Source organism: Agrobacterium sp. DSM 25558, assembly GCF_900100825.1.
Lineage (GTDB): Bacteria > Pseudomonadota > Alphaproteobacteria > Rhizobiales > Rhizobiaceae > Agrobacterium.
The window spans coordinates 15,524-35,820 of the sequence record NZ_FMUD01000023.1 but is presented as its reverse complement, the minus strand read 5'-3'; the positions used below and the strand labels follow the sequence as shown (position 1 = coordinate 35,820).

General features: G+C 56.3%; 21 protein-coding genes and 1 tRNA gene. 10 read left to right on the top strand and 12 right to left on the bottom strand.

Translation table 11 applies throughout. The features are described from left to right. The first annotated feature begins 25 nt into the window (after nucleotides 1-25). A complete protein-coding gene (locus DSM25558_RS18470; protein WP_077106154.1) occupies nucleotides 26-445 on the top strand; it encodes a GNAT family N-acetyltransferase in 420 nt (139 codons plus the stop codon). A gap of 136 nt (nucleotides 446-581) precedes the next feature. Then, complete coding sequence (locus DSM25558_RS18465; protein WP_077106153.1) at nucleotides 582-815, top strand: hypothetical protein; 234 nt, start codon at nucleotides 582-584, stop codon at nucleotides 813-815. A 148-nt stretch (nucleotides 816-963) separates the two neighbouring features. Here the strand turns inward: DSM25558_RS18465 and DSM25558_RS18460 are convergent, their stop codons facing one another. Then, the gene (locus DSM25558_RS18460; protein ID WP_077106152.1) at nucleotides 964-2,121 is read right to left on the bottom strand and encodes an esterase; all 1,158 of its coding nucleotides are present in this window, start codon (nucleotides 2,119-2,121) and stop codon (nucleotides 964-966) included. 198 nt (nucleotides 2,122-2,319) lie between these two features. Between DSM25558_RS18460 and DSM25558_RS18455 the strand changes: the two genes are divergently transcribed. Then, nucleotides 2,320-2,556, top strand: coding sequence for a hypothetical protein (locus DSM25558_RS18455; RefSeq protein ID WP_244554252.1), 237 nt, complete (start codon nucleotides 2,320-2,322; stop codon nucleotides 2,554-2,556). A 75-nt stretch (nucleotides 2,557-2,631) separates the two neighbouring features. On the opposite strand, the gene DSM25558_RS18450 is transcribed toward DSM25558_RS18455, so the two are convergent. The 3 genes from DSM25558_RS18450 to DSM25558_RS18440 all read right to left on the bottom strand — a co-directional run bounded on the left by DSM25558_RS18450 (nucleotide 2,632) and on the right by DSM25558_RS18440 (nucleotide 5,402). After that, nucleotides 2,632-4,542: a PhoX family protein gene (locus DSM25558_RS18450; RefSeq protein ID WP_077106151.1), complete on the bottom strand. Its 1,911-nt coding sequence runs from the start codon at nucleotides 4,540-4,542 to the stop codon at nucleotides 2,632-2,634. A gap of 121 nt (nucleotides 4,543-4,663) precedes the next feature. Next, the gene (locus DSM25558_RS18445; RefSeq protein ID WP_244554251.1) at nucleotides 4,664-4,960 is read right to left on the bottom strand and encodes a hypothetical protein; all 297 of its coding nucleotides are present in this window, start codon (nucleotides 4,958-4,960) and stop codon (nucleotides 4,664-4,666) included. A 103-nt stretch (nucleotides 4,961-5,063) separates the two neighbouring features. Continuing rightward, nucleotides 5,064-5,402 carry a DUF2147 domain-containing protein gene (locus DSM25558_RS18440; protein ID WP_077106202.1) on the bottom strand — a complete coding sequence of 113 codons (339 nt, stop codon included), beginning with the start codon at nucleotides 5,400-5,402 and terminating at the stop codon, nucleotides 5,064-5,066. Nucleotides 5,403-5,906: 504 nt separating this feature from the next. On the opposite strand from DSM25558_RS18440, the gene DSM25558_RS18435 reads away from it, so the two are divergent. Continuing rightward, the gene (locus tag DSM25558_RS18435) at nucleotides 5,907-6,173 is read left to right on the top strand and encodes an SEL1-like repeat protein (RefSeq protein ID WP_077106150.1); all 267 of its coding nucleotides are present in this window, start codon (nucleotides 5,907-5,909) and stop codon (nucleotides 6,171-6,173) included. 225 nt (nucleotides 6,174-6,398) lie between these two features. Here the strand turns inward: DSM25558_RS18435 and DSM25558_RS18430 are convergent, their stop codons facing one another. From DSM25558_RS18430 to DSM25558_RS18415, 4 genes are all read right to left on the bottom strand, one after another. After that, on the bottom strand, nucleotides 6,399-6,980 hold the full coding sequence (locus DSM25558_RS18430) for a GIY-YIG nuclease family protein (RefSeq protein WP_077106149.1): 582 nt from the start codon (nucleotides 6,978-6,980) through the stop codon (nucleotides 6,399-6,401). Between the two features lies 1 nt (nucleotide 6,981). Beyond that, nucleotides 6,982-8,157, bottom strand: coding sequence for a DNA cytosine methyltransferase (locus DSM25558_RS18425; RefSeq protein WP_077106148.1), 1,176 nt, complete (start codon nucleotides 8,155-8,157; stop codon nucleotides 6,982-6,984). Nucleotides 8,158-8,328: 171 nt separating this feature from the next. Then, entirely contained in the window at nucleotides 8,329-9,441 is a 1,113-nt protein-coding gene (locus DSM25558_RS18420) for a pyridoxal phosphate-dependent aminotransferase (RefSeq protein WP_077106201.1), read from the bottom strand. Nucleotides 9,442-9,576: 135 nt separating this feature from the next. Then, nucleotides 9,577-9,930 (bottom strand): hypothetical protein, encoded by a 354-nt coding sequence (locus DSM25558_RS18415; protein ID WP_077106147.1) that lies wholly within the window; start codon nucleotides 9,928-9,930, stop codon nucleotides 9,577-9,579. Between the two features lie 281 nt (nucleotides 9,931-10,211). Here DSM25558_RS18415 and DSM25558_RS18410 point away from each other — a divergent pair, with 281 nt between their 5' ends. Both DSM25558_RS18410 and DSM25558_RS18405 read left to right on the top strand, forming a co-directional pair. Further along, nucleotides 10,212-11,429, top strand: a complete 1,218-nt coding sequence (locus DSM25558_RS18410) for an NAD(P)/FAD-dependent oxidoreductase (RefSeq protein ID WP_077106146.1) — start codon at nucleotides 10,212-10,214, stop codon at nucleotides 11,427-11,429. Nucleotides 11,430-11,440: 11 nt separating this feature from the next. Further along, complete coding sequence (locus tag DSM25558_RS18405) at nucleotides 11,441-12,235, top strand: aldolase/citrate lyase family protein (protein ID WP_077106145.1); 795 nt, start codon at nucleotides 11,441-11,443, stop codon at nucleotides 12,233-12,235. Nucleotides 12,236-12,241: 6 nt separating this feature from the next. On the opposite strand, the gene DSM25558_RS29050 is transcribed toward DSM25558_RS18405, so the two are convergent. From DSM25558_RS29050 to DSM25558_RS18395, 3 genes are all read right to left on the bottom strand, one after another. Then, nucleotides 12,242-12,418, bottom strand: a complete 177-nt coding sequence (locus DSM25558_RS29050; RefSeq protein WP_181013730.1) for a hypothetical protein — start codon at nucleotides 12,416-12,418, stop codon at nucleotides 12,242-12,244. Between the two features lie 79 nt (nucleotides 12,419-12,497). After that, nucleotides 12,498-12,848, bottom strand: coding sequence for a hypothetical protein (locus DSM25558_RS18400; protein WP_077106144.1), 351 nt, complete (start codon nucleotides 12,846-12,848; stop codon nucleotides 12,498-12,500). Between the two features lie 103 nt (nucleotides 12,849-12,951). Continuing rightward, nucleotides 12,952-13,042 (bottom strand) — tRNA-Ser (locus tag DSM25558_RS18395). Between the two features lie 598 nt (nucleotides 13,043-13,640). On the opposite strand from DSM25558_RS18395, the gene DSM25558_RS18385 reads away from it, so the two are divergent. Continuing rightward, nucleotides 13,641-14,795 (top strand): porin, encoded by a 1,155-nt coding sequence (locus DSM25558_RS18385; protein WP_077106142.1) that lies wholly within the window; start codon nucleotides 13,641-13,643, stop codon nucleotides 14,793-14,795. A 304-nt stretch (nucleotides 14,796-15,099) separates the two neighbouring features. Next, the gene (locus tag DSM25558_RS18380) at nucleotides 15,100-16,227 is read left to right on the top strand and encodes a porin (RefSeq protein ID WP_077106141.1); all 1,128 of its coding nucleotides are present in this window, start codon (nucleotides 15,100-15,102) and stop codon (nucleotides 16,225-16,227) included. Nucleotides 16,228-16,381: 154 nt separating this feature from the next. On the opposite strand, the gene DSM25558_RS18375 is transcribed toward DSM25558_RS18380, so the two are convergent. After that, the gene (locus DSM25558_RS18375; RefSeq protein ID WP_077106140.1) at nucleotides 16,382-18,454 is read right to left on the bottom strand and encodes a lytic transglycosylase domain-containing protein; all 2,073 of its coding nucleotides are present in this window, start codon (nucleotides 18,452-18,454) and stop codon (nucleotides 16,382-16,384) included. Nucleotides 18,455-18,801: 347 nt separating this feature from the next. Between DSM25558_RS18375 and dapA the strand changes: the two genes are divergently transcribed. Both dapA and smpB read left to right on the top strand, forming a co-directional pair. Further along, on the top strand, nucleotides 18,802-19,686 hold the full coding sequence (gene dapA, locus DSM25558_RS18370; RefSeq protein WP_077106139.1) for a 4-hydroxy-tetrahydrodipicolinate synthase: 885 nt from the start codon (nucleotides 18,802-18,804) through the stop codon (nucleotides 19,684-19,686). Between the two features lie 108 nt (nucleotides 19,687-19,794). Beyond that, entirely contained in the window at nucleotides 19,795-20,277 is a 483-nt protein-coding gene (gene smpB, locus DSM25558_RS18365) for an SsrA-binding protein SmpB (protein WP_077106138.1), read from the top strand. Nucleotides 20,278-20,297: the final 20 nt, after the last annotated feature.

Sequence of the window (20,297 nt, the reverse complement as noted above, 5' to 3'; positions counted from 1 at the left end):
CGCGTTAGAAAAAGCGGGGATACAAATGAAGCAAGCCGAATACGTCACTATATCAAGACTACCCTCGGTCGAGGAGTACCTGCACCTTCGCGAGATCGGTGGTCTGAGTGCGTTTTCCGAAGACGCCGCAAGAGCAGGGCTGTCTGGAACGATCTATTCCGTCATGGTTTTGCAAAACGATGTGGCGGTTGGGATGGGCCGATTGATCGGCGACGGTGGGTGCTTTTTTCAGGTCGTGGACATTGCCGTCCAACCCGAGCATCAGGGACGTGGGCTCGGAAAATCCATCATGGATGCGATCATGACCTATGTCTCGAACCAGCTGCCCACGACCGCCTATGTTAGCCTGATCGCTGACGTTCCCGCGAACACGCTCTATGAAAAGTTTGGATTTGTGGAGACCGCACCACGATCACTCGGAATGGCGTTTCGCGTCAAACGTTAGGTAGCCACGAGGGTCCGATGCCGAACGCGGCGCAGCAAGCCGTGTTGTCGCCTATTGACGTGGACATTCGCACCAAAATTGAGGACAAGGCGAAAAGTGTGGTAAGCGCCAGCCAAATAACAACAGGAGTGTAACCGTGAGCGAACCTAGCGTAGCAGATGCGACCAGCCGAATTTATGAATCGCTCCAGGCGGAGAATGCCGACATCGATGTGCACATCGCCACTCTCAAGGCAGCTCTGGCGCGGGAAGGTTTGAAAGAGGCCGTTTTCGACCCAGCCAAGCTGGTGCAGAACAACCGTTCCGGCAGGAAGCTGATGCAGGCCTACTTTCGGCAGCGCGGCGTGACAGTGAAATATGCAGACTCGTGATACTTTTCTGGGCGGCTGTGACCATTCTTAATGGTCACAGCTGAGGTTGCTGTGATAGCAACGCCCATGACCGAATAACGCTTCGGTCTGTCGCTAGAATACCGCCGCCTCATCCTTTCCAAGACAAGACGGCGGGTGTAGTTGAACTTTACTTCTTGAACACCTTCGTCAGAAACGCCTCAAACGAAGGCCGCCAGACGTCCATCTCATGGCCGAGGTCTTTGTATTCCTGGTAATCGTGGGCGATCTTCTTTTCGTCCAGCGTGGCTTTGAGGCCAGCTATGTCCTTGCCGGTGACCACATCCTTGGTGCCGACGGTGACGGTGAGGTTGCGAAGCGCCTTGTTGATTGTCTCGGGCGCGTTCAGCGCGGCATCGACGGCCTTGTTGGGGACCGTGGTCGTGGTGACGCCGCTGAAGGTGGCGACCCAGCCGAAGGTGCCGAGGTGGGTGAGACCGGAGACGAGGGACTGGTAGCCGCCCTGTGAGAGGCCGACCACGGCGCGGCCGTCCGCGTCGTCTCGCACCTTATAGTGCTTTTTCATATAGGGGATGAGGTCTTCCACCAGCTCGCGGTCGATTGCGTCGGCATTGATGGGGTAGAAGTTCTTGCGGCGCTCGGCACCGGGGAAGTTTTCAGCGATGGCTTCGGGAATATCGGCTTCCGTATCGGGGATGACCACGATCATCGGCTGGATCTTTTTCTCGGCCAGGAGATTGTCGAGGATCTCAGGCGCGCGGCCCTGGGCGACCCACGAGGCAACGGTATCGCCAAAGCCATGGTAAAGATACATGACTGGCAGCGCTTCGGAGGAATCGCTATAGCCCGGCGGCGTGTAGACATAGGTTGCGCGCTGGGATTTCAACGCCTTGGATGGGATGGTGACGAGGCGAAGCTCGCCATGCGGCACATCGCGCACATCGAGAATGCTGCCCGGCACGAGAATGAGGCTGGTGTTCACCTGCCGCTGCGGCTTGGGGTAGTTTGTGCCAGTATCGATGCTGCGGAAGCCGTCTATGTTGAAATAATATTCATAGAGATTGGGCTTCAGCACATCGCTCTTAGCGCTCCAGACGCCGTTATCAGCGCGCTTCATCTCCACTGGCGCATTGGTGCCGAGAACCACGGAGACGGCCTTGGCAGAGGGCGCGAAGAGGCGGAAGTTGATCGATCCGTCTTTTTCGACGGATGTAACGAACTCATTCAAAGGCCGGTCGGCCGGTGGGGACGCGGGCAACTCAATAGCCATGACGGGCGCACTCATGATGCAGCTTGCCACGATGATGCAAGGTAAAAATAAACGCATGGAAATTTCCTCCAATTCATAAAAATGTCTCCCGATTCGAGAGTGGCAGATACCGCAGGCGCTTTCAACTCCATGAGGATGTTGATGAATTGGGTTTTCACCTTTAGGAGCTGTTTCCACCTGCGCAAGATCACCTCTGTTTCGTTTAATCGCCGAGGGCGCAGGTTTAAAGACGCATATGACGCTTAAGGACATAAAGTGAAAATTATCCAGGTGCTTACAACTGTGCTGATTGCCGTCGTGCTGATGGTCGGCTTCCGCTGGTACAGCTACGTGACAAATACGGACAGCCCGTACAACGAAGTCGGTATCGAGCTGAACAGCCGAATGCCAGGCCCGATCAACAAATGGGGTTGCGACAAGCTGCACCAGACATTCGGCAATGTTCTGCCCCCTTATGGCTGCCAGTCGGCCGATGGTACGCAGTGGCTCTAAGGGTCTTTAAGACGCTTGAAGCAGAATCAAAAAAGGCACCGCAAAAGCGGTGCCTTTTTTATGAGTAGAGGGCAATCAACCGATCATGGCGTTGTCGTCACGCTTGACGGCGATGAGGGCCGAGCGCGGTAGTTTGCCTTCGCCATCGGGGAAGGGCGCGTCGGGGTGCTGGATGCCGACGAAGTGGGTGCGTTTGTCGGCAGACCATGTCTGGCCGGTGACTTCCGAGCCCTTCGGTGCCGTGAGGAAGCGTTCGATGCGACCGGTGACGGGGTCGCCTGCCAGCATCTGGTTGTTGCCCTGTCCAGCATATTGGCCGTCATTGCTGTCTTCGCCGTCTGTCTGGATCCACAGAAGTCCAGTCGAATCGAACATCATGCCATCAGGCGAGTTGAACATATTGCCGGAGTTGATGTTGGAGGAGCCCGCATAGGCATCCTTGTGGACATCAGGATTGCCGGCCATGCAGAACAGGTCCCATTTGAACTTGGCGTCGGCATGATCGTCATTCTCAGGATACCAGCGCACGATCTGACCGTATTCGTTCTTTTCGCGCGGGTTTGCGGCGTTGAGAGCCATGGCATCGCCGCCACCATTGGCGCGCAGCTTGCCATCCTTCGTCACGCCGCGATTGGTGTTGTTGGTCAGCGCGCAATAGGCTTCGATGGCGACCGGGTTGATGGCCACCCATTCCGGGCGGTCCATGGTGGTGGCACCCACCTTGGAGGCGGCCTGGCGGGTGAAGACGCAGATTTCGTCCATCTTCATGCCGGTGGTTTCAGGCGTGAGCGCCACCCACTCGCCATTGCCGTCATCGGTGAACTTGGCGACGTAAAGCGTGCCTTCGTCCAGCAATTTCGACGTATCGCCACCCGGCACATAGATGCCGTTGGAGATGTACTTATAGAGGAACTCGCCACGCTCATCATCGCCCATATAGACAACCACGCGACCATCGCGCGCGATGACGACAGCGGCATTCTCATGCTTGATGCGGCCAAGGGCGGTGCGCTTGATGGGGGTGGAGGAAGCATTGGACGGATCGATTTCCACGACGTAACCGGCGCGGCGCGGCTCGTTGGGGTGTTTGGAAACGTCGAAACGTTCGTCGAACAGCTCGTAGCCATAACGGGTTTCAGCGGCGATGCCATAACGCTTGTAATCGTCAGGCATCTTGAAGGCAGCGTCGGTGGAGCCGAAATAGCCGTTGAAGTTTTCTTCGCAGGTCAGGTAGGTGCCCCACGGCGTGCGGCCCGCGCCACAATTGTTGAAGGTACCAAGACAGTCGATGCCGTTCGTATCGGTCTTGGTCTTGACCAGTTCGGAGCCAGCAGCGGGGCCGGAAAGCCTCATTGGCGTGTTGTGGTGAATGCGGCGGTTGAACGGGCTGCCGACGACGATCTGCCAACCATCCTTGCCTTCCGCCACTTCCATGACGGTCACGCCCTGCATGTGCTGGAGGATTTTGACCTCGTCCAGATTGGCAGGCATGCCCTTTTCGCGGTGGGGCAGGTTGGTTTCGTTGTTCACATATTCATGGTTGACGGCAATCAGCTGATGGCTGCCGACCACGAAAAGCTCCATGCCATCGGTGTTTTCGCCGAAAACCTTATCCGAATTCTCAAGGCTGACACCCTTGACCGGGTCGATATCCGATACGTTGGGAAACAGCGGCTGGCCCCATTTGGCGACGGGCTTCCAGCTATAGCCTTCGGGAACGTGGATGGTGTTATCGGTGGTGGCAGCAATAGGCTTGAACGGAAAGCGCGAGGCTGCTTCCTGTGCCTGCGCGGATGTGGACGATGCCAGATTGCCGAGCGTGCCCAAAGCGGCCGCCGCAGAACCGAAGGCCAGAACGCCGCTCAGAAAACCGCGGCGCGAAATCGCCGATTCCACCACGCGGTCGAAATCCGTCACAGCCGGTGGCGGGTTCTGCAGTTCATCCCACTCGTCCCAGCTCAATTTGCTCGTGTCGATCTTTGTCATAGCGCTCTCCGTCGGCTTGCAGTTTGGAACAATTCCAACGAAGGCAACTAAAGAGGGTTTATTGCAACGATATGACGGAAAAATGAGGGTAGTACATACCTTAGATTGTGTCTGGGCCGGGTCAAGATGAGATGACTTGGATCGATGCCCAAAGCATGAAGCCGAAAAATGCAATCATGATAAAGATATAGAATGGGCGAAATAGCCAGAATCGCTCCCAGTTGGTCAGGTTCAGATTGTAAACCGTGATCCGCTCATCAAGCTTCAAACTGTCCAAATTGCTGTCGATGGAAAAATCCCAGCCGTTCTTTTTGTAAAAATAATACTCTCTGACCTGCGTGGCGATCTGGTGCAGGATCAGCAGTGAGACCGCACCCAGTGCCGCCACTTTGATGAGGATTTCAAAAACGATCATCATTTTAGAGAAACATACTGTCCGGGTCGCTCATTGTGTTTATCGCAATGCCATTCGCTATCGAGCAATGTGGACGAAGCCTCGCCCCGTCCACACCGTCTACTGATTACAGACGCGACCATGTCTGGGATTTGCACAGTATCTTCAGCACACAGCCCTTCATGCTGAGCGAACTGCCCGAAACGGTGCCGGTGCCGCTGTAGGTCTTGTCATTGGCGGGGTCGGTGATTTCACCGGAATAGCTGTTGCCGTTTCCGCTCATCTTGCCGATCTGCTTTCCAGCGTGCTTGCCGGTTTTCAACGTGACGCAGAAGGCGGAGCCGCAAGGGGCGATGACGGCGGTCTCGCCGCTGGCCGTCTTCCAGTTGCCTTCGATCGCTTCCGCGGCAAAGGCGCTGCCGCCCATCAAAAACGCGGCTGCGGCTGCAATCATGATTCTCTTCATATGGACCTCCCAATCCAGCTTGGCGGAAACCTGTGTCAAATCAGGTCTCAGTGCTCGCAACTCCTCATGCGAATGCCAGGATTTATAATTGACGTGAACGTAAAAGGAAATATGCCTGACGGGAAATTCGCTGCTTTTTCCGGGGTCGGGGGCGCGAAAAAATCGTGGTCGAAAAATCTGAAGTCGAGACGTGGTTAGGAAAGGGTTGAAATCCAACCGTAAAGTTTTCGTAAAATTGTCTGCAAAGTCCTTAATTTCCGGGGTCTGTCATATTTAACAAAAACCCAACTTTACCAATCGTTTGGACTTTGTTTGTCCCCTATTAATCATGGATTTTAAGCGCCCGTTGAAGCCCGTTTGGCATAGTGGGGACATCGAAAGAGCAGGGAAAACCTGCCGACGGAAAAGGTCAGAACAAGCCGCAGAAGACGGTAAGGCCTGAACCGGAAAGCTCCCGAAGAGGGGCGCAGACAAAACGCTAACGGGCAAACAGGATAAAGAAAAATGGCACGCTTTGAAGTTCGCGATATCGAAATGGCAGTTGCCGGTGGCCAAAGCCGTGCGGACGTCTTCTGCAACCTCGGCCTGATCTACGCGACAGGCCGTGGCTGCCCGGTGGACCTCATCGCTGCCCACAAGTGGCTCAACATAGCCGCCATCAAGGGTTCGGACCGGGCAGCCTCGCTGCGTGCCGATCTGGCCCGCAACATGAACAAGGCAGACCTCGCAACGGCGCTACGCGCCGCCCGCGACTGGATGACCACGCATTAACAATCGAGCATCGGACCAACCGACGCCACACAAAAAGACAGAGCGGTCAAAAGACCGCCATTCTCTCCGGCTGGTTCCTCCAGTCCCGGCCGGCCACAAAAAGAATACTCCCGCAAAGGGACAACTCAGATCCACGCTGAAAAACATCAAACCGTGACCGGCAGAAACAAGGCCGGCACGGTTTTTTTGTTTGCCCATCTATATGGTCCGACGCTGGTGAACGCTCTAGCCGTCGTCCTTGTCTGCCGGGTCGGCTTCTGCCTTGCCCAGCAGGAGCGCGTGGTAGCGTTTCAGCCGCTCGAAATGCGCGTTCATGGCGCGGGCAATCTGGCTGGAGTTTTTGACCGTCAGAAAATGATCAACGATTTCCGCGTAGTGGTTCGCCTGGCGCGGCAGCCTTTGTTCAGGCTGTTTGCGGTCGTTGATCTCGTCATCGCTCATCACCTGAACGACTTGCGCGGGGGTGGGCAAATCGGGAAGGACGGCAGGGCTGCGCGGCAATGTGCCATTCATCAACTGAGAGACCGGGTCGAAATGATGAAACAGGATCGCTTCGAGGTCGTTGATTTCGCTCTTGTCTTCAACCGGATAGGCCCAGACATAAGCGATTTCCCAGACATCGATCTGGCGATTGGCGATAATGTCCGAACGCGCAGAGGTTAAGTGTCTGGAAACACGCGCTCTGATGCCGTCTTTCGACTGGCCCACATAGATCGGCACATTGTCCAGATCAGCGAGCACATAGACGCCGATCCGGTTTGTCAGCGCCCTGACGGCAGCTTTGCGATAATTGAAATCGACGGCCAAATCAGGCGATCCTGCCCGCGTCGGACAGGGATGTCGGTATCGAATCGCGCTGTCCGCTGATGATCGGTTCGAAAATGTGGTGGGCGAGATAGCGCACGACCGGGACCGCCACGCCATCGCCTGTCAGATGATAGGCCTCGTTGTAGCGTCTCGGAAGGCGGTAGCTTTCGCTCAGCCCCATCAGCCGCGCCGTCTCGCGCGCGGAGATGAGGCGTGAGCGGACCATATCTCCGTCGACAACGAGGATCGTCTGTCTGGACGATCCACCGTTGGGCGTTCTGAGGCAGCCTGAAATATCGTCAAACCGAACTTCTGCCCTCACAACACGACCGTTTGCTTCCGGTCTAGTACGCTTGTAGACGCCACCAACCATGCGACGGTCAGCACGCTTTGCGGCCTCGACCTTGGCGATGTTGACCAGGGACATGGAGGCCAGCAGCTTTTCCGTCTGCTGGGACGTGTTCCACTCCACATCCGTCGAGCTCTCTTCAATAATGTCGGAGAACGTCGTTGTGCGGATAGCGGGCAATGGCAGGTTCCACCACACCCAGTTCTTGCGGGCCTTCGCGTCTATGCGCTGATAGGCATTTTGCAGCCCGCGCGTATGAAACGTCTGCGTCGGCCCCGGTGCCACGAGCGTCTCGGCAATGGCAACATCATTGCGGACGCCGATAACGAAAAGCCGGGGTCTGGATTGCGGCAGAAAGGCTTTCGCATCGATCACGACCGCACCATAGCGGTAGCCTGCCTTTGAAAAGGTTTCGCAGATAACTTTGAAATCGTCTCCCTTATGGGAGGTCAAGGTTCCACAAACATTTTCGAGCGCAATCAGTTTCGGCCCTCTGCCTTCGCTGATGAGGCTATTCATAATATCCCAGAACGGGTAAAACGTCCCAGAGCGCTCGCCGCGCAGACCGGCACCGCTGCCAGCCAGCGACAAGTCCTGACATGGAAACGAACCCCATGCGAGGTCCGCAATTCCGGTAAGGCTGGAGGACTTGACCGAGCGAACATCACCCACGCACAGCTCGCCGCCGGTACCCCAATTGTCCTGATAGGTCAGGCCTTTTTTTCCGTCGAAATCATTGGCGAAATCGCAGCGCCAGTCAGCGCCCAAACCCGCCCGCACCATTCCACCGCCCGCGAAGAACTCGTAGAAAGAAAAACGTTCAGACATGACATACCTCGCGGTTCAAATGCGCATCTCCGCGTCGACGGTCGGTTTCGTTTCTGGTTTGTTCTCTTTTAACACGCTTTCGCGACAGGCTGCAACCGTCATTCTTGGCCGCAGGAAAGTTCTTTTCCGTCGTTGTGCATGATGTGAGTGTCAAGCCTGAGCCGCGCACCATTACTCCAGCGCTTTCAACACCTTCGGCAGCGCTTCTGCAAACAAATCCAGCTTGCTGTCGGGTGCTGCGCTGACACGAATGCAGCGGTTCAGAGGCTCGACGCCGGGCATACGAATGAAGACGCCGTGGTCCATCAGCCCATCAACGATGGATTTGGCGTAGGCGCTGTCCTTGTGGCAATCGATCGTGACGAAGTTCGTCGCAGAGGGCAGGGGCGATAGGCCATTCTGGCGGGCGATGGTGTAGATGCGCTCGCGGGCATTGGCGATGCGTTTGACGACGTCGCGCAGGTAGACCTGATCCTTCAGCGCTGCCAGCGCGGCAGCAACCGAAACGCGGGGCATGCCGAAGTGATTGCGAATCTTGTCGAAGGCTTGCGCATTGCCGAGTGTGCCGATGGCATAGCCAACGCGCGCGCCGGCCAGTCCGTAAGCCTTGGAGAAGGTGCGCATGCGCAGCACGTTCGGCATGCCGATCATGGCGCGGACGCTGGGGACAGCACTTTCCGGCGCGGTTTCGCAATAGGCTTCGTCCAGCACCAGAAGGCAGTTATCCGGCAGGGCTTTTGCGAATGTCAGAACCTCGCTCGCCTCCCACCAGCTTCCCATTGGATTGTCAGGGTTGGCGAAGTACACCAGTGGTGCGTTTTCCTTCTTGACGATGTCCAGCAAGCCATCCAGATTTTCATGATCGTCCAGATAGGGCGTCGTCACCAGCCGTCCGCCAAAACCGTTCACATGATAATTGAAGGTGGGGTAACCGCCGAAGGAGGTCACGACCGGTGTTCCGGGCTCCACCACCAGCCGCACGATCTCTCCCAGAAGGCCGTCGACGCCGTTGCCGATGGCAATATTATCGCGCGAAATGCCGTGATGAATGGCAAGCGCTTCCCGCAACTCGAAGTTTTCAGGATCGGCATACATCCATGTCTCGGACGCCGCCTGCTTCATTGCCTCGATGACCGAAGGTGCCGGGCCAAACCCGCTTTCATTCGCGCCGATTCGCGCTTTGACGGTGAGCTTGCGATTGCGCTCTATGGCCTCGGGGCCGACGAACGGCACGGAGGATGGAAGCGAAGCGGCGAGCGACGTAAAACGCGAAAATGCGGACATTTCAGAGGGTTCCAGAATCCGTTGGAAGAACCGCCTCACAATATAATCAAAATTGGCCCGCGCAAGGCGGGCCGCAACAAATGCGTCCGTTGTGAAAGGGTTTCTTTGCCGCAGCAAAGATATCCGGGCGTTTGATTACACGGCCGTTTCGAAGCTCAAGCGCCTGATGTGATGCAGAAACTCCGCATCAATCAGCATGTTGAAGCCGACCGTCGCCTGTTCTTCCTCCCGGCGGATCAGGGTGCAGCCAATTTCATCGCGAATCCCCAGGACTTCGAGATAGAAGTTAGTGGGCATTTCCAGATGCGGGCTCACCTCGATATCGGCACCGTAGAGCGAGATTTTTCTGATCAGGCAGCGCATTGTGTTCTTGGCGCTGAGGTGATGGCCGATGAATGTGATCTTGCCGGGACGATCGAGCGGGTACTTCTCGTACATCTCATCATGTGGAACGGCATCGTTTGCTTTGATATTTACGTTGAGTGCCATGACAACCTCCCGATTGCCTTCTGTTCAGAATAGAATCATACGCCCGCTTCATTGCCAAACGCTGAATGGAAACGATAAAATCCGACCATTTCTGGCCTGTTTTGCCACAGCGTTTTGTGCCGTCAAACCGAACTCGCGAGGTGAAACGTGTTTATAGACAGAAGGTTGCGTAAAACTGATTTGTCGTCACCTCAGCGTGCCTGCATGCCGCCCAAGACGGTTGACGCGTGGCGTACTTAGCGTTACGCCTTTGCCATCTTATGGAATGATGGAGCAGCAGAATGGCAGGCACACTCGTCATCGTTGGCGCGGGCCAGGCCGCCTTTGCTCTTGCCGCGAAATTGCGCGCGCTGAAAGACGAGCGGCCCATCACCATCATCGGTTCCGAAGATGTCGCGCCGTACCAGAGGCCGCCGCTTTCCAAAAAATATCTGATGGGCGAGATGAGTTTCGACCGCTTGGAGTTTCGTGGTCCGGAGTGGTTTGCGGAAAACAATGTCGAATTGCGGCTTTCCACCTGGGTGGAAGAGATAGACCGGACAGCCAAGACCGTGCGCATGCAGGATGGCAGCACGCTGTCCTATGACAAGCTGGCGCTGGCAACGGGTGCTGCCCCGCGTGAACTGCCCGCCGGTGTGGGCGGAGATCTCGATGGTGTGCTGACGGTGCGAGACAAGAGAGACGCCGACCGGTTGATGGCAGAAATGCAGCCCGGACGCCGTTTGCTGGTCATCGGCGGTGGTTACATCGGGCTGGAAGCTGCGGCCGTTGCCCGGCAGCTTGGCCTTGACGTTACGCTCATCGAAATGGCCGAGCGGATATTGCAGCGCGTGGCATCCAGCGAAACCGCCACCATCATGCGCGATATTCACCGCGCACGCGGCGTTTCCATTCGCGAAAAAACCGGCCTTACGCGGCTGATCGGCACGGATGGGCGCGTCAGCGCTGCCGAACTTTCCGATGGCTCCATGCTCGACGTGGACTTTGTCATCGTCGGCATCGGTGTGTCGCCGAATGACCGGCTGGCGCGCGAATCAGGCCTGGATATCGGCAACGGCATTCTGGTCGATGCGTTCACCCGCACGTCCGATCCGGACATCCACGCCATCGGCGATTGCGCATTGTTGCCGATGAATGGCGCAAACGTCCGGCTGGAATCGGTGCAGAACGCGGTGGACCAGGCAGAGGCCGCAGCCATTATCCTTGCTGGCGATGAGCAGCCTTACCAGCCTAAGCCGTGGTTCTGGTCGGATCAGTATGATGTGAAACTGCAAATCGCCGGTTTCAACATGGGGTATGACGAAACCCTGTTACGGCCCGGCCAGCGGGAAGGCAGCCACTCCGTTTGGTATTTCCGTCAGGGCCGCTTCATCGCGGTGGATGCCATCAACGATGCCAAAGCCTATGTCAGCGGAAAGAAGCTGCTGGATACGGGCAAGGAACCCAACCGTGCGGTCCTCGAAGATCATTCCGCCGACCTGAAACTGTTGCTCGCGTAAAGGACTGCCTGATGCCCGCCTCTGAAAACCGCTTCAAGACCGCCATCCAGCAGGGCAGGCCGCAAATCGGCCTGTGGCTGGATATGGGTGAGGCGATTACCGCCGAGATTGCCGGAACCGCCGGTTTCGACTGGCTGGTGATCGACGGTGAACACGGACCGAACGATCTGCGCAGCATCATCGACCAACTACGCGCCCTTTCGACCTCCTCCGCAGAGGCTGTCGTGCGTGTGCCCACAGGCGAAAGCTGGATCATCAAGCAGATGCTGGATGCGGGTGCGCGCACCCTGCTGGTGCCGATGGTCGATTCGGCAGAGCAGGCGCAGGCGCTGGTCGCCGCCATGCATTACCCTCCACGCGGCATTCGCGGCATGGGCGCAGCCGTAGCCCGCGCATCCGGTTTCAATACGATCGAGGATTACTCGCAAACCGCGTCTGACGGCGTCTGCCTTCTGGTGCAGGCGGAAACCCGCGCCGCCATCGCCGATCTCGACAATATTCTGAAGGTGGATGGCATCGATGGCGTTTTCATCGGCCCGGCCGATCTTGCAGCAGATATGGGCTATCTCGGGCGCATCGACGAAAAAGAAGTCCAGGACACGATAGAAGCGGCGATTCACAAGATCGTGGCGGCAGGCAAGGCCGCTGGCATTTTGACCTTTAACGAGACATTAAATAAGCGCTATCTCGAACTCGGCGCGACATTTGTGGCTGTTGGTGCCGATGTCACGGAGTTTTCCAGCGCGCTGAAGTCACTCTGCGCGCGATATAAGGGTGGCGCGAGCACCAAGGCTTCCAGCTACTGAGTCGTCTCAGTCATCATTGCTGGCGTTGAGTTTTGCAGGGTGGATGCCTTCCTCGCCGGAAAACAAGAAGCCTTCGCGCACAAGCCACTCCCTCAAAATGCGCTGGATAGCCTCATCGCGCCCAAGATTCGTCTCCTGTGAATAGGCCGCAAGAGCGGTCTCGATTTCATGTGTAAAGTTCATAGTCCATCTCCCTGTAGTCTAATAACAAATGGGGCAAGGAGAACGCATCTCCTTGCCCCATCTGAATGGTCATAAAAATTTAGCGCCAGCGGTAAATGCTGCTGCTCTTCTGTTCGTTCGCCGCCGTGGCAACGAAATAGCCCAGTGCAAAGCCAAGCGCGCCGACGACTGTCAGCACAGATGTTGCTGTGCCGGGGTTTTCCTTGACGGCCTCAACCACATTGTGGCCCTGAACCTTTACCGTCTGTGCGGCAGTCTGAGCTGCACGCTGAAGACGGCCACTGGCTTCGTCTACGAATTCCGAAGCATCGTTCGAAAGCGTACCGGCACGTGCCGAAACGGATTTGGACAATGACGAAATCTGCGAACGCAGCTCCGCAATCTGATTCTCAACTGTATCTTCGACAACATTCAATTTGGTCTGAGCCATCTGAAATCACCTCTTGCTGTTTCCGAGGTGGTAACGCAGTAGGCGAACGAATGTTCCGCAGTGCAGCGATAATGATTTTTGGGGGATTGGGAAATTGTCTTGATGGCGGAGAGGATGGGATTCGAACCCACGATACGCTTTTGACGTATACTCCCTTAGCAGGGGAGCGCCTTCGACCACTCGGCCACCTCTCCGGTGCCGCCTGATTATTGTGTAAAAAAATCGAATGCAAGGCCTTTTCTATAAAGAGACGAAAAAGACCCCTTCCTTTGGATGTTTTCCACGGATGGAGCGCTTCATTAGAGAGAAAGGTGAAGACTTCGATTCGAAGGGTGACGAATCGGGAGACGACGATTCTCTCGCGAATGGATGCGCTGCATGACTGTTGTCGCTCAAATCGAGATCAGCAGCAGCGACGGATCGTGCACTCTGACATAAACCAAAGGCCAGAGAATGCGGGTTTTTTGTCGTTCGCTGAATATGTCGCCACGTCGACGGTTTCGTTCAGTCTGTTTTAAGTGGCGGATTCAAAAGGCATTTTTTAATGTTTTGTAAACTTTTGCCACAGTTCGCTGACCCGAATGTGTGTTTTTAGCAACAGAGTGAAATGAAGCAGGCGGATAAAGCTGTCATATCAGGCATTGTCGATTGCAAGAGCGGCCAGCATACGTATTTTCAACAACGGAAGCGCGGCGGTGGATCGTCCGTTTTCAAGAACACGGGAATGGGGCAGGGAATGCTGTCCTTCAGCTTAAGAACCCAGACCCTTTTGAAACTTGACTGGAGGTCAACATGAACATTAAGAGCCTTTTGATCGGCTCCGCTGCAGCTCTCGCAGCAGTATCTGGCGCACAGGCTGCCGACGCTATCGTCGCTGCTGAGCCAGAACCACTTGAATACGTTCGCGTTTGCGACGCTTTCGGCACAGGCTTCTTCTACATTCCTGGCACCGAAACCTGCCTGAAGTTCGGCGGTTACGTTCGTTTCCAGACTGACATCAACCGCGGCACAGGCTTCGGCGTTAACACAAACAACCGTACATCTGACTGGAACTCGTTCACACGCGCTCAGTTCGAAGTTGACACACGTACAGACACCGAACTCGGCGCTCTGCGCGGCTTCATCGGTTTCCGTGGCAACGCTGACTCCGGCTCGTCTGCTTCTTCTTCCGTATTCGTTGACCAGGCGTTCATCGAACTCGGCGGCCTGAAGGTCGGTAAGTTCTACAGCTGGTGGGATGATGGCCTTTCTGGCGAAGCTGACGTTCTGTCCACGAACGCACTTTTCAACTCTATCCGTTACACCTACGACGCAGGCTCCTTCTGGGCTGGTATCTCGGTTGACGAACTCCAGGGCACTGGCGGCCAGTTCCGCACCCAGGTTGGCACCGTTACTAACGCGGCTGGTACTTTCGGCGTATTCACGCAGGAAAATGACAACAACGTTGGCGTAACTGCTGGCCTCGGCGCAAAGCTCGGTGCAGCAACTCTTCAGCTGATCGGCTCTTATGATGTTGACCAGGAAGAAGGCGCTGTTCGTCTGATCGCTACTGCTGACGTCGGTCCTGGCACACTCGGTCTTGCTGGTGTTTGGGCTTCCGGCGCAAACGCTTACTACGCAGAATCTGAGTGGGCTGTTGCTGCTGAATACGCAATCAAGGCAACTGACAAGCTGACCATCACTCCAGGCGCTCAGTACTTCGGTAACGTTGCTGAACGCGCAACTATCGGCACACTTACTACTGTCGGTGCTGCAACAACCTTCACTCCAACTGGCCGCGCGATCATCACGAACGACTTCTCGAACGACGACGCTTGGCAGGCTGGCCTGACTGTTGATTACAAAATCACACAGGGCCTCTCCACAAAGGTTGCAGTTAACTACTACGACCAGGACGGCGCGGACTCCAGCTGGAACGGTTTCGTTCGTCTGCAGCGTTCGTTCTAATATTTCTAACCTTGGTTAGTACGAGAAACCCGGCCATTGTGCCGGGTTTTTTGTTTTTACATTTTGCATTTAGTTAAGTTGCTAAACGCTCTCTCAGGTGAATTTGACTTTAAAGCCTCGTTAACACTTTGGCTAGCTAGCGGTCTATTTGTGACGAAGTTGCAACAGGAACGCGGCAACAGTCGGGAATGGGTGCCAAATCAGCTTCTTCAAGATTGCGCGACTCGTCCAGTATGGCTTTAATCAATTCCAAGGGCAGCATCATCCCACCCGCTGTTTCCTACGAATTGACTTGGAGGTCACCATGAACATTAAGAGCCTTTTGATCGGCTCCGCTGCAGCTCTCGCAGCAGTATCTGGCGCACAGGCTGCCGACGCTATCGTCGCTGCTGAGCCAGAGCCACTTGAATACGTTCGCGTTTGCGACGCTTTCGGTACAGGCTTCTTCTACATCCCAGGCACCGAAACTTGCTTGAAGTTTTCTGGCTACGTTCGCTTCCAGACTGATTTCGGCCGCGATCGGGCTGGTACTTCTGACTGGAACTCGTTCACACGCGCTCAGTTCAACGTAGACACACGTACAGACACCGAACTCGGTGCCCTGCGCGGCTTCATCGAGTTCCGTGCTGACGCTGATGGTGGCACTGCTGGTTCTTCCGCTGTTGAAGCACGTCAGGCATTCATCGAACTCGGCGGCCTGAAGGTCGGTAAGTTCTACAGCTGGTGGGACGACGATCTTTCCGGCGAAACAGACCTGTTGTCTTCCAACACGCTTTTCAACTCTATTCGTTACACATACGACGCAGGCTCTTTCTGGGCCGGTATCTCTGTTGATGAACTTCAGGGTACAGGTAGCCAGTTCCGTTCGATCACTGGTGTAGACACAACGACAATTCCAGGTACGACACTGTTCAACGTTTCTCAGGAAGCTGATAACAACGTCGGTATCACCGCTGGTGTTGGCGCGAAGTTCGGCGCAGCTACTCTTCAGGTCATCGGTTCCTACGACGTTGATCAGGAAGAAGGCGCAGTTCGCGGCATGTTGTTTGCTGACGTCGGACCAGGTACACTCGGTCTTGCAGGTGTTTGGGCTTCCGGTCCAAATGCTTACTACGCTCTCTCCGAGTGGACAGTTGCTGCTGAATACGCCATCAAGGCAACTGACAAGCTGACGATTACGCCTGCTGCTCAGTATCTTGCTAACGTAAGCAACGAAGTTGCTCTTGGCACCGTTGCTGCTGGCGCATTCACCCAGACTGGCACAGCAATCGTTACGAACGATTGGTCCAATCGCGATGCATGGACAGCCGGTGTAACGGTTGACTACAAAATCACTGAAGGCCTGTCCACGAAGGTTACAGCTAACTACTACGACGAAGATGGTGCCGACGATGAAGTCACCGGCTTCGTTCGCCTTCAGCGCGATTTCTAATCTGATTTGACTTCCAGTCATTGATGGAAAAACCCGGCTTTCGAGCCGGGTTTTTTGTTTTATGCGCCACGTTGGAAAGAGTGTGTCCAATGAAGCGCAAATAAAAGCGCCGATGGAGCGGCGCTTTTATCTCTCAATATCATCTGCTTTGAGTTCACCCCGAACGGCCATCGCGCAGATCCGAAACAATATCGGCCTTCTGACCAAGGCGTGTCTTGTAGATCTGGTAGTTCTCCATCACCCGCTGAACATAGTTGCGGGTTTCGGGGAAGGGGATGCGTTCGATCCAGTCGACCACGTCATCGATGGGTTTGCCGCGGGGGTCGCCGTATCGGCCGATCCATTCGGGGACGCGTTTTGGGCCGGCATTGTAGGCCACGAAGGTGAGGATGTAGGAGCCGCCGAAGCTGTCGATTTGCTCGCCGAGATAATGTGCGCCGAGGGTGGCGTTGTATCCGGCATCGGTCGTCAGTTTGGCCTGGGTGAAATCCATGCCGTGGCGGCTGGCGACGCCCTTTGCCGTGCCGGGCAGAAGTTGCAACAGTCCGCGCGCGTTGGCGGGGGAGACTGCGGCTGGGTTGAAGGCGCTTTCCTGGCGTGCAATCGCATAGGCCAATGCCATGCCGGAGCCGGAAATGTTGGCAGTGCCGGGAATGACGCCGATCGGGTAGGCAAGCGCCGCCGCATCGATACCGCGTCCGAACGCGGTTTTGCCGATCTGAAGCGAAACCTGGTGATTGTTGTTTTTTTCCGCCCGCGTCGCGAGGATCGCGAGCTCACCTGGGCTATCGATCTGTTCGGCCAAGGCCCGGTAAAGCCCATCGGCGCGCCAACTGTAGCCGGCAGCTTCCAGGCGCTCGATGGCGCGCACGGCTTCGCGGTCGGCAAAATGCTGCCGGTCACTGTCCGTCGGGGAGGGGTAGGTGACATTGATCGTCGTCGTGCCGATTCGCGCTGCGGCAAGCTGGCCGTAAAATGTGCCGGGATGGGCGGCGGCTTTGGTAAAATAGTCACGCGCATCACCCGGGCCACCGGCTTCGGCCGCGCGCCCCAACCAGTAATAGGCGCGGGAAGCGGAAAGTGGGCGGTTCGATGTTTCCAGAAGCCTGTTGAAATGTTTGGCGGCAGCGACCGGGTCCTGCAAGGCGCGCAACGCATACCAGCCTGCATGAAATTCCGCATCGGCAATATCGACCGGCGATGTGGCGAAGTGATTGGCTGTGATGAGGTATGCTTGTTTGAAATCACCGAGGTCTGCCAAGCCACGTGCCACGATTCGCCGCTCGTTCCACCATTCGCCTGGGTTTACGAGTTTTTCCGGATCCGTCGGTGCCAGCGCCAGAAGCTTGGCCGCATCCTCATATTTCTGCTGATGGCGCAGGTTCTCGATGCGCGCAAAAAGATAGGCGGGATCATTGCGCATCGGACCGCTGACCGCGTTCAGGGCAGTGGACGCATTTTTCGCTCTTTGCAAAACGGCGGCCCAGGCATCATAGAGTGGCAGAGCCTTGCCCAGATCGGCAAAGCGTTTTGCCTGGCTGACGCGGCTGCGATACATCAGAAAATCCATCCGTGCCTTGTGGTCGGCAGCAGAGAGAAAGCCGGAAAACTGGCCGATCACGCGATCTTCCAGACCCGTGTCCATGCCTTCGCTGACCCACAATTGCTGGATCAGCTTTTGTGCCTGCGCGGCATTGCCGGAGCCGTTCATGGCCTGTGCCAGGGCAATCGTACCCTCCGGCGTCTCTGGCGTTGCAGTGGCGAAATAAGCGAGGATTTGCGCAGCCGGCGGGTTTTCCCGAAGCAGGGCGCGCTCAGCATTGGCGCGGAAAGTGGTGGTTCCCGGCCATCCCGTCAACTCGCGCTGCGCCGTGGCAATTTCGCTGGAGGCCACGTCGCGTTGTCCGGAAATGGCGATTGCCCAGGTGAGAATATGGCGGTCGAGATTCGTGGTCGGCAAGCTGTTGCGAATGGAGATGGCGCGCAGCGCATCCCGGCTGGACAGCGCGTCGAGTCCGGCTTTCAAATCGGAAACGTCGAGTGGCGTGTTCGGGCGAATGATGGAGCCCGTCACCTCTGGATTGGCAAGCGGAAAGGCCGCGGATGTCGGCGCGTTCGGCTTGACGAAGGGCAGGGGCATAAGGTTGTCCGAGGACGGACCTGCCCATGCACTCCAAACAGTTGCGGCCAGACCCGCTGCCACCAAGCCCAAAGCTGTCTTCTTCATGCTTTTACCCGCGACTTCGGAAGGACTGTCAGCGCCGTTCCAAGTTTTCGTTCACGCCTCACGGCAGATAACATACCTTCCATTAGTAACTTTCAGCATTAACGAAACCTTAAACCAAAGCCTCGCATTCGATCAATTTTCAGTCAGGCGAAACTCTGCACGACGGCTTTGGCAGCCCTTGCCGGATGTCGTTCCGGCTTTGCCCTGAACGCTGCAAATATTTGCATTTCCGGTTCAAAAAGGCGCTGTAAACAGCTTGTCGGTGGCGTGGCCCCACTCTAATGTGACATCGTTTTAATCATGGAATGCGGCTGAAGCATGGACTGGCTCACCGCAAGGAGTTTTGCATGTTCAAGGGATCCATTCCCGCCCTCATTACGCCGTTCACCGCGCAGGGCGCTGTGGACGAAACAGCGTTTGCCGCCCATGTGGAGTGGCAGATTGCTGAAGGCAGCAGTGGCCTCGTGCCTGTCGGAACAACAGGGGAATCTCCGACCCTGTCTCATGACGAGCATAAACGGGTCGTTGAACTGTGCGTGGAAACGGCGGGCAAACGGGTTCCGGTTATTGCCGGCGCTGGCTCCAACAACACCAGAGAAGCGATAGAGCTCGGCCTCCACGCGCAGGAAGTGGGCGCGGATGCGCTGCTGGTCGTCACGCCCTACTACAACAAGCCGACCCAAAAGGGCTTGTTCGCACATTTTTCCGCCATTGCCGAAGCGGTGACGCTGCCGATCGTCATCTACAACATCCCGCCGCGTTCCGTCATTGATATGATGCCGGAAACCATGGGCGCGCTGGTCAAGGCGCATAAGAACATCGTCGGTGTGAAGGACGCGACCGGCAAGCTCGATCGCGTGTCCGAGCAGCGCATCACCTGCGGCAAGGAGTTTATTCAGCTTTCGGGTGAAGATGGCACGGCACTCGGCTTCAATGCGCATGGCGGCGTCGGCTGCATTTCCGTCACCGCCAATGTCGCGCCACGCCTCTGTGCAGATTTCCAGGCAGCAATGCTGGCTGGCAATTACGCGCTGGCGCTGGAATTTCAGGACCGCCTGATGCCGTTGCACCGAGCGATTTTCCTGGAGCCTGGTGTCTGCGGCACGAAATATGCGCTGTCGCGCACCCGCAATGTCAGCCGCAAGGTGCGCTCGCCGCTGATGGACACGCTGGAACCGGCAACGGAAGCCGCCATCGATGCGGCTTTGAAACATGCCGGTTTGATCAACTGATAGAGAACAAGATGCGCTGGCAACGGCGCATCTTCACTTTTGGCGCTCTTGTCACTACATAGAGGCCAAGCCGCAGACAGTTTGCGGGTGAATGAAACGGATTGAAAAATGGCCCCCAAAGGCAGTCAGCGCGTCGTGAACAAGGTCGTTGCGGAAAACCGCAAGGCCCGCTTCAACTATGAAATCCTCGATACATACGAGGCTGGCATCGCTTTGACTGGCACTGAGGTTAAAGCTCTGCGCGAAGGCAAGGCAAATATCGCCGAATCCTACGCGTCTGACGAGAATGGCGAGATATGGCTGATCAATTCGCACCTGCCTGAATATCTGCAGGCCAACCGTTTCAACCACGAGCCACGCCGTCGCCGCAAGTTGTTGCTTTCGAAACGCGAAATCCATCGCATGCGGATCGGCATCAATCGTGAGGGCATGACGCTCGTTCCGTTAAAGATCTACTTCAACGAAAAAGGTCGCGCGAAGCTTGAGCTTGCCATCGCCAAGGGTAAGAAGCTGCACGACAAACGCGAGACGGAGAAGGAACGCGACTGGAACCGCCAGAAATCGCGTATTCTCAAAGGCAGCGCTAGCTGATCACTGAAAGTCTGACGAAG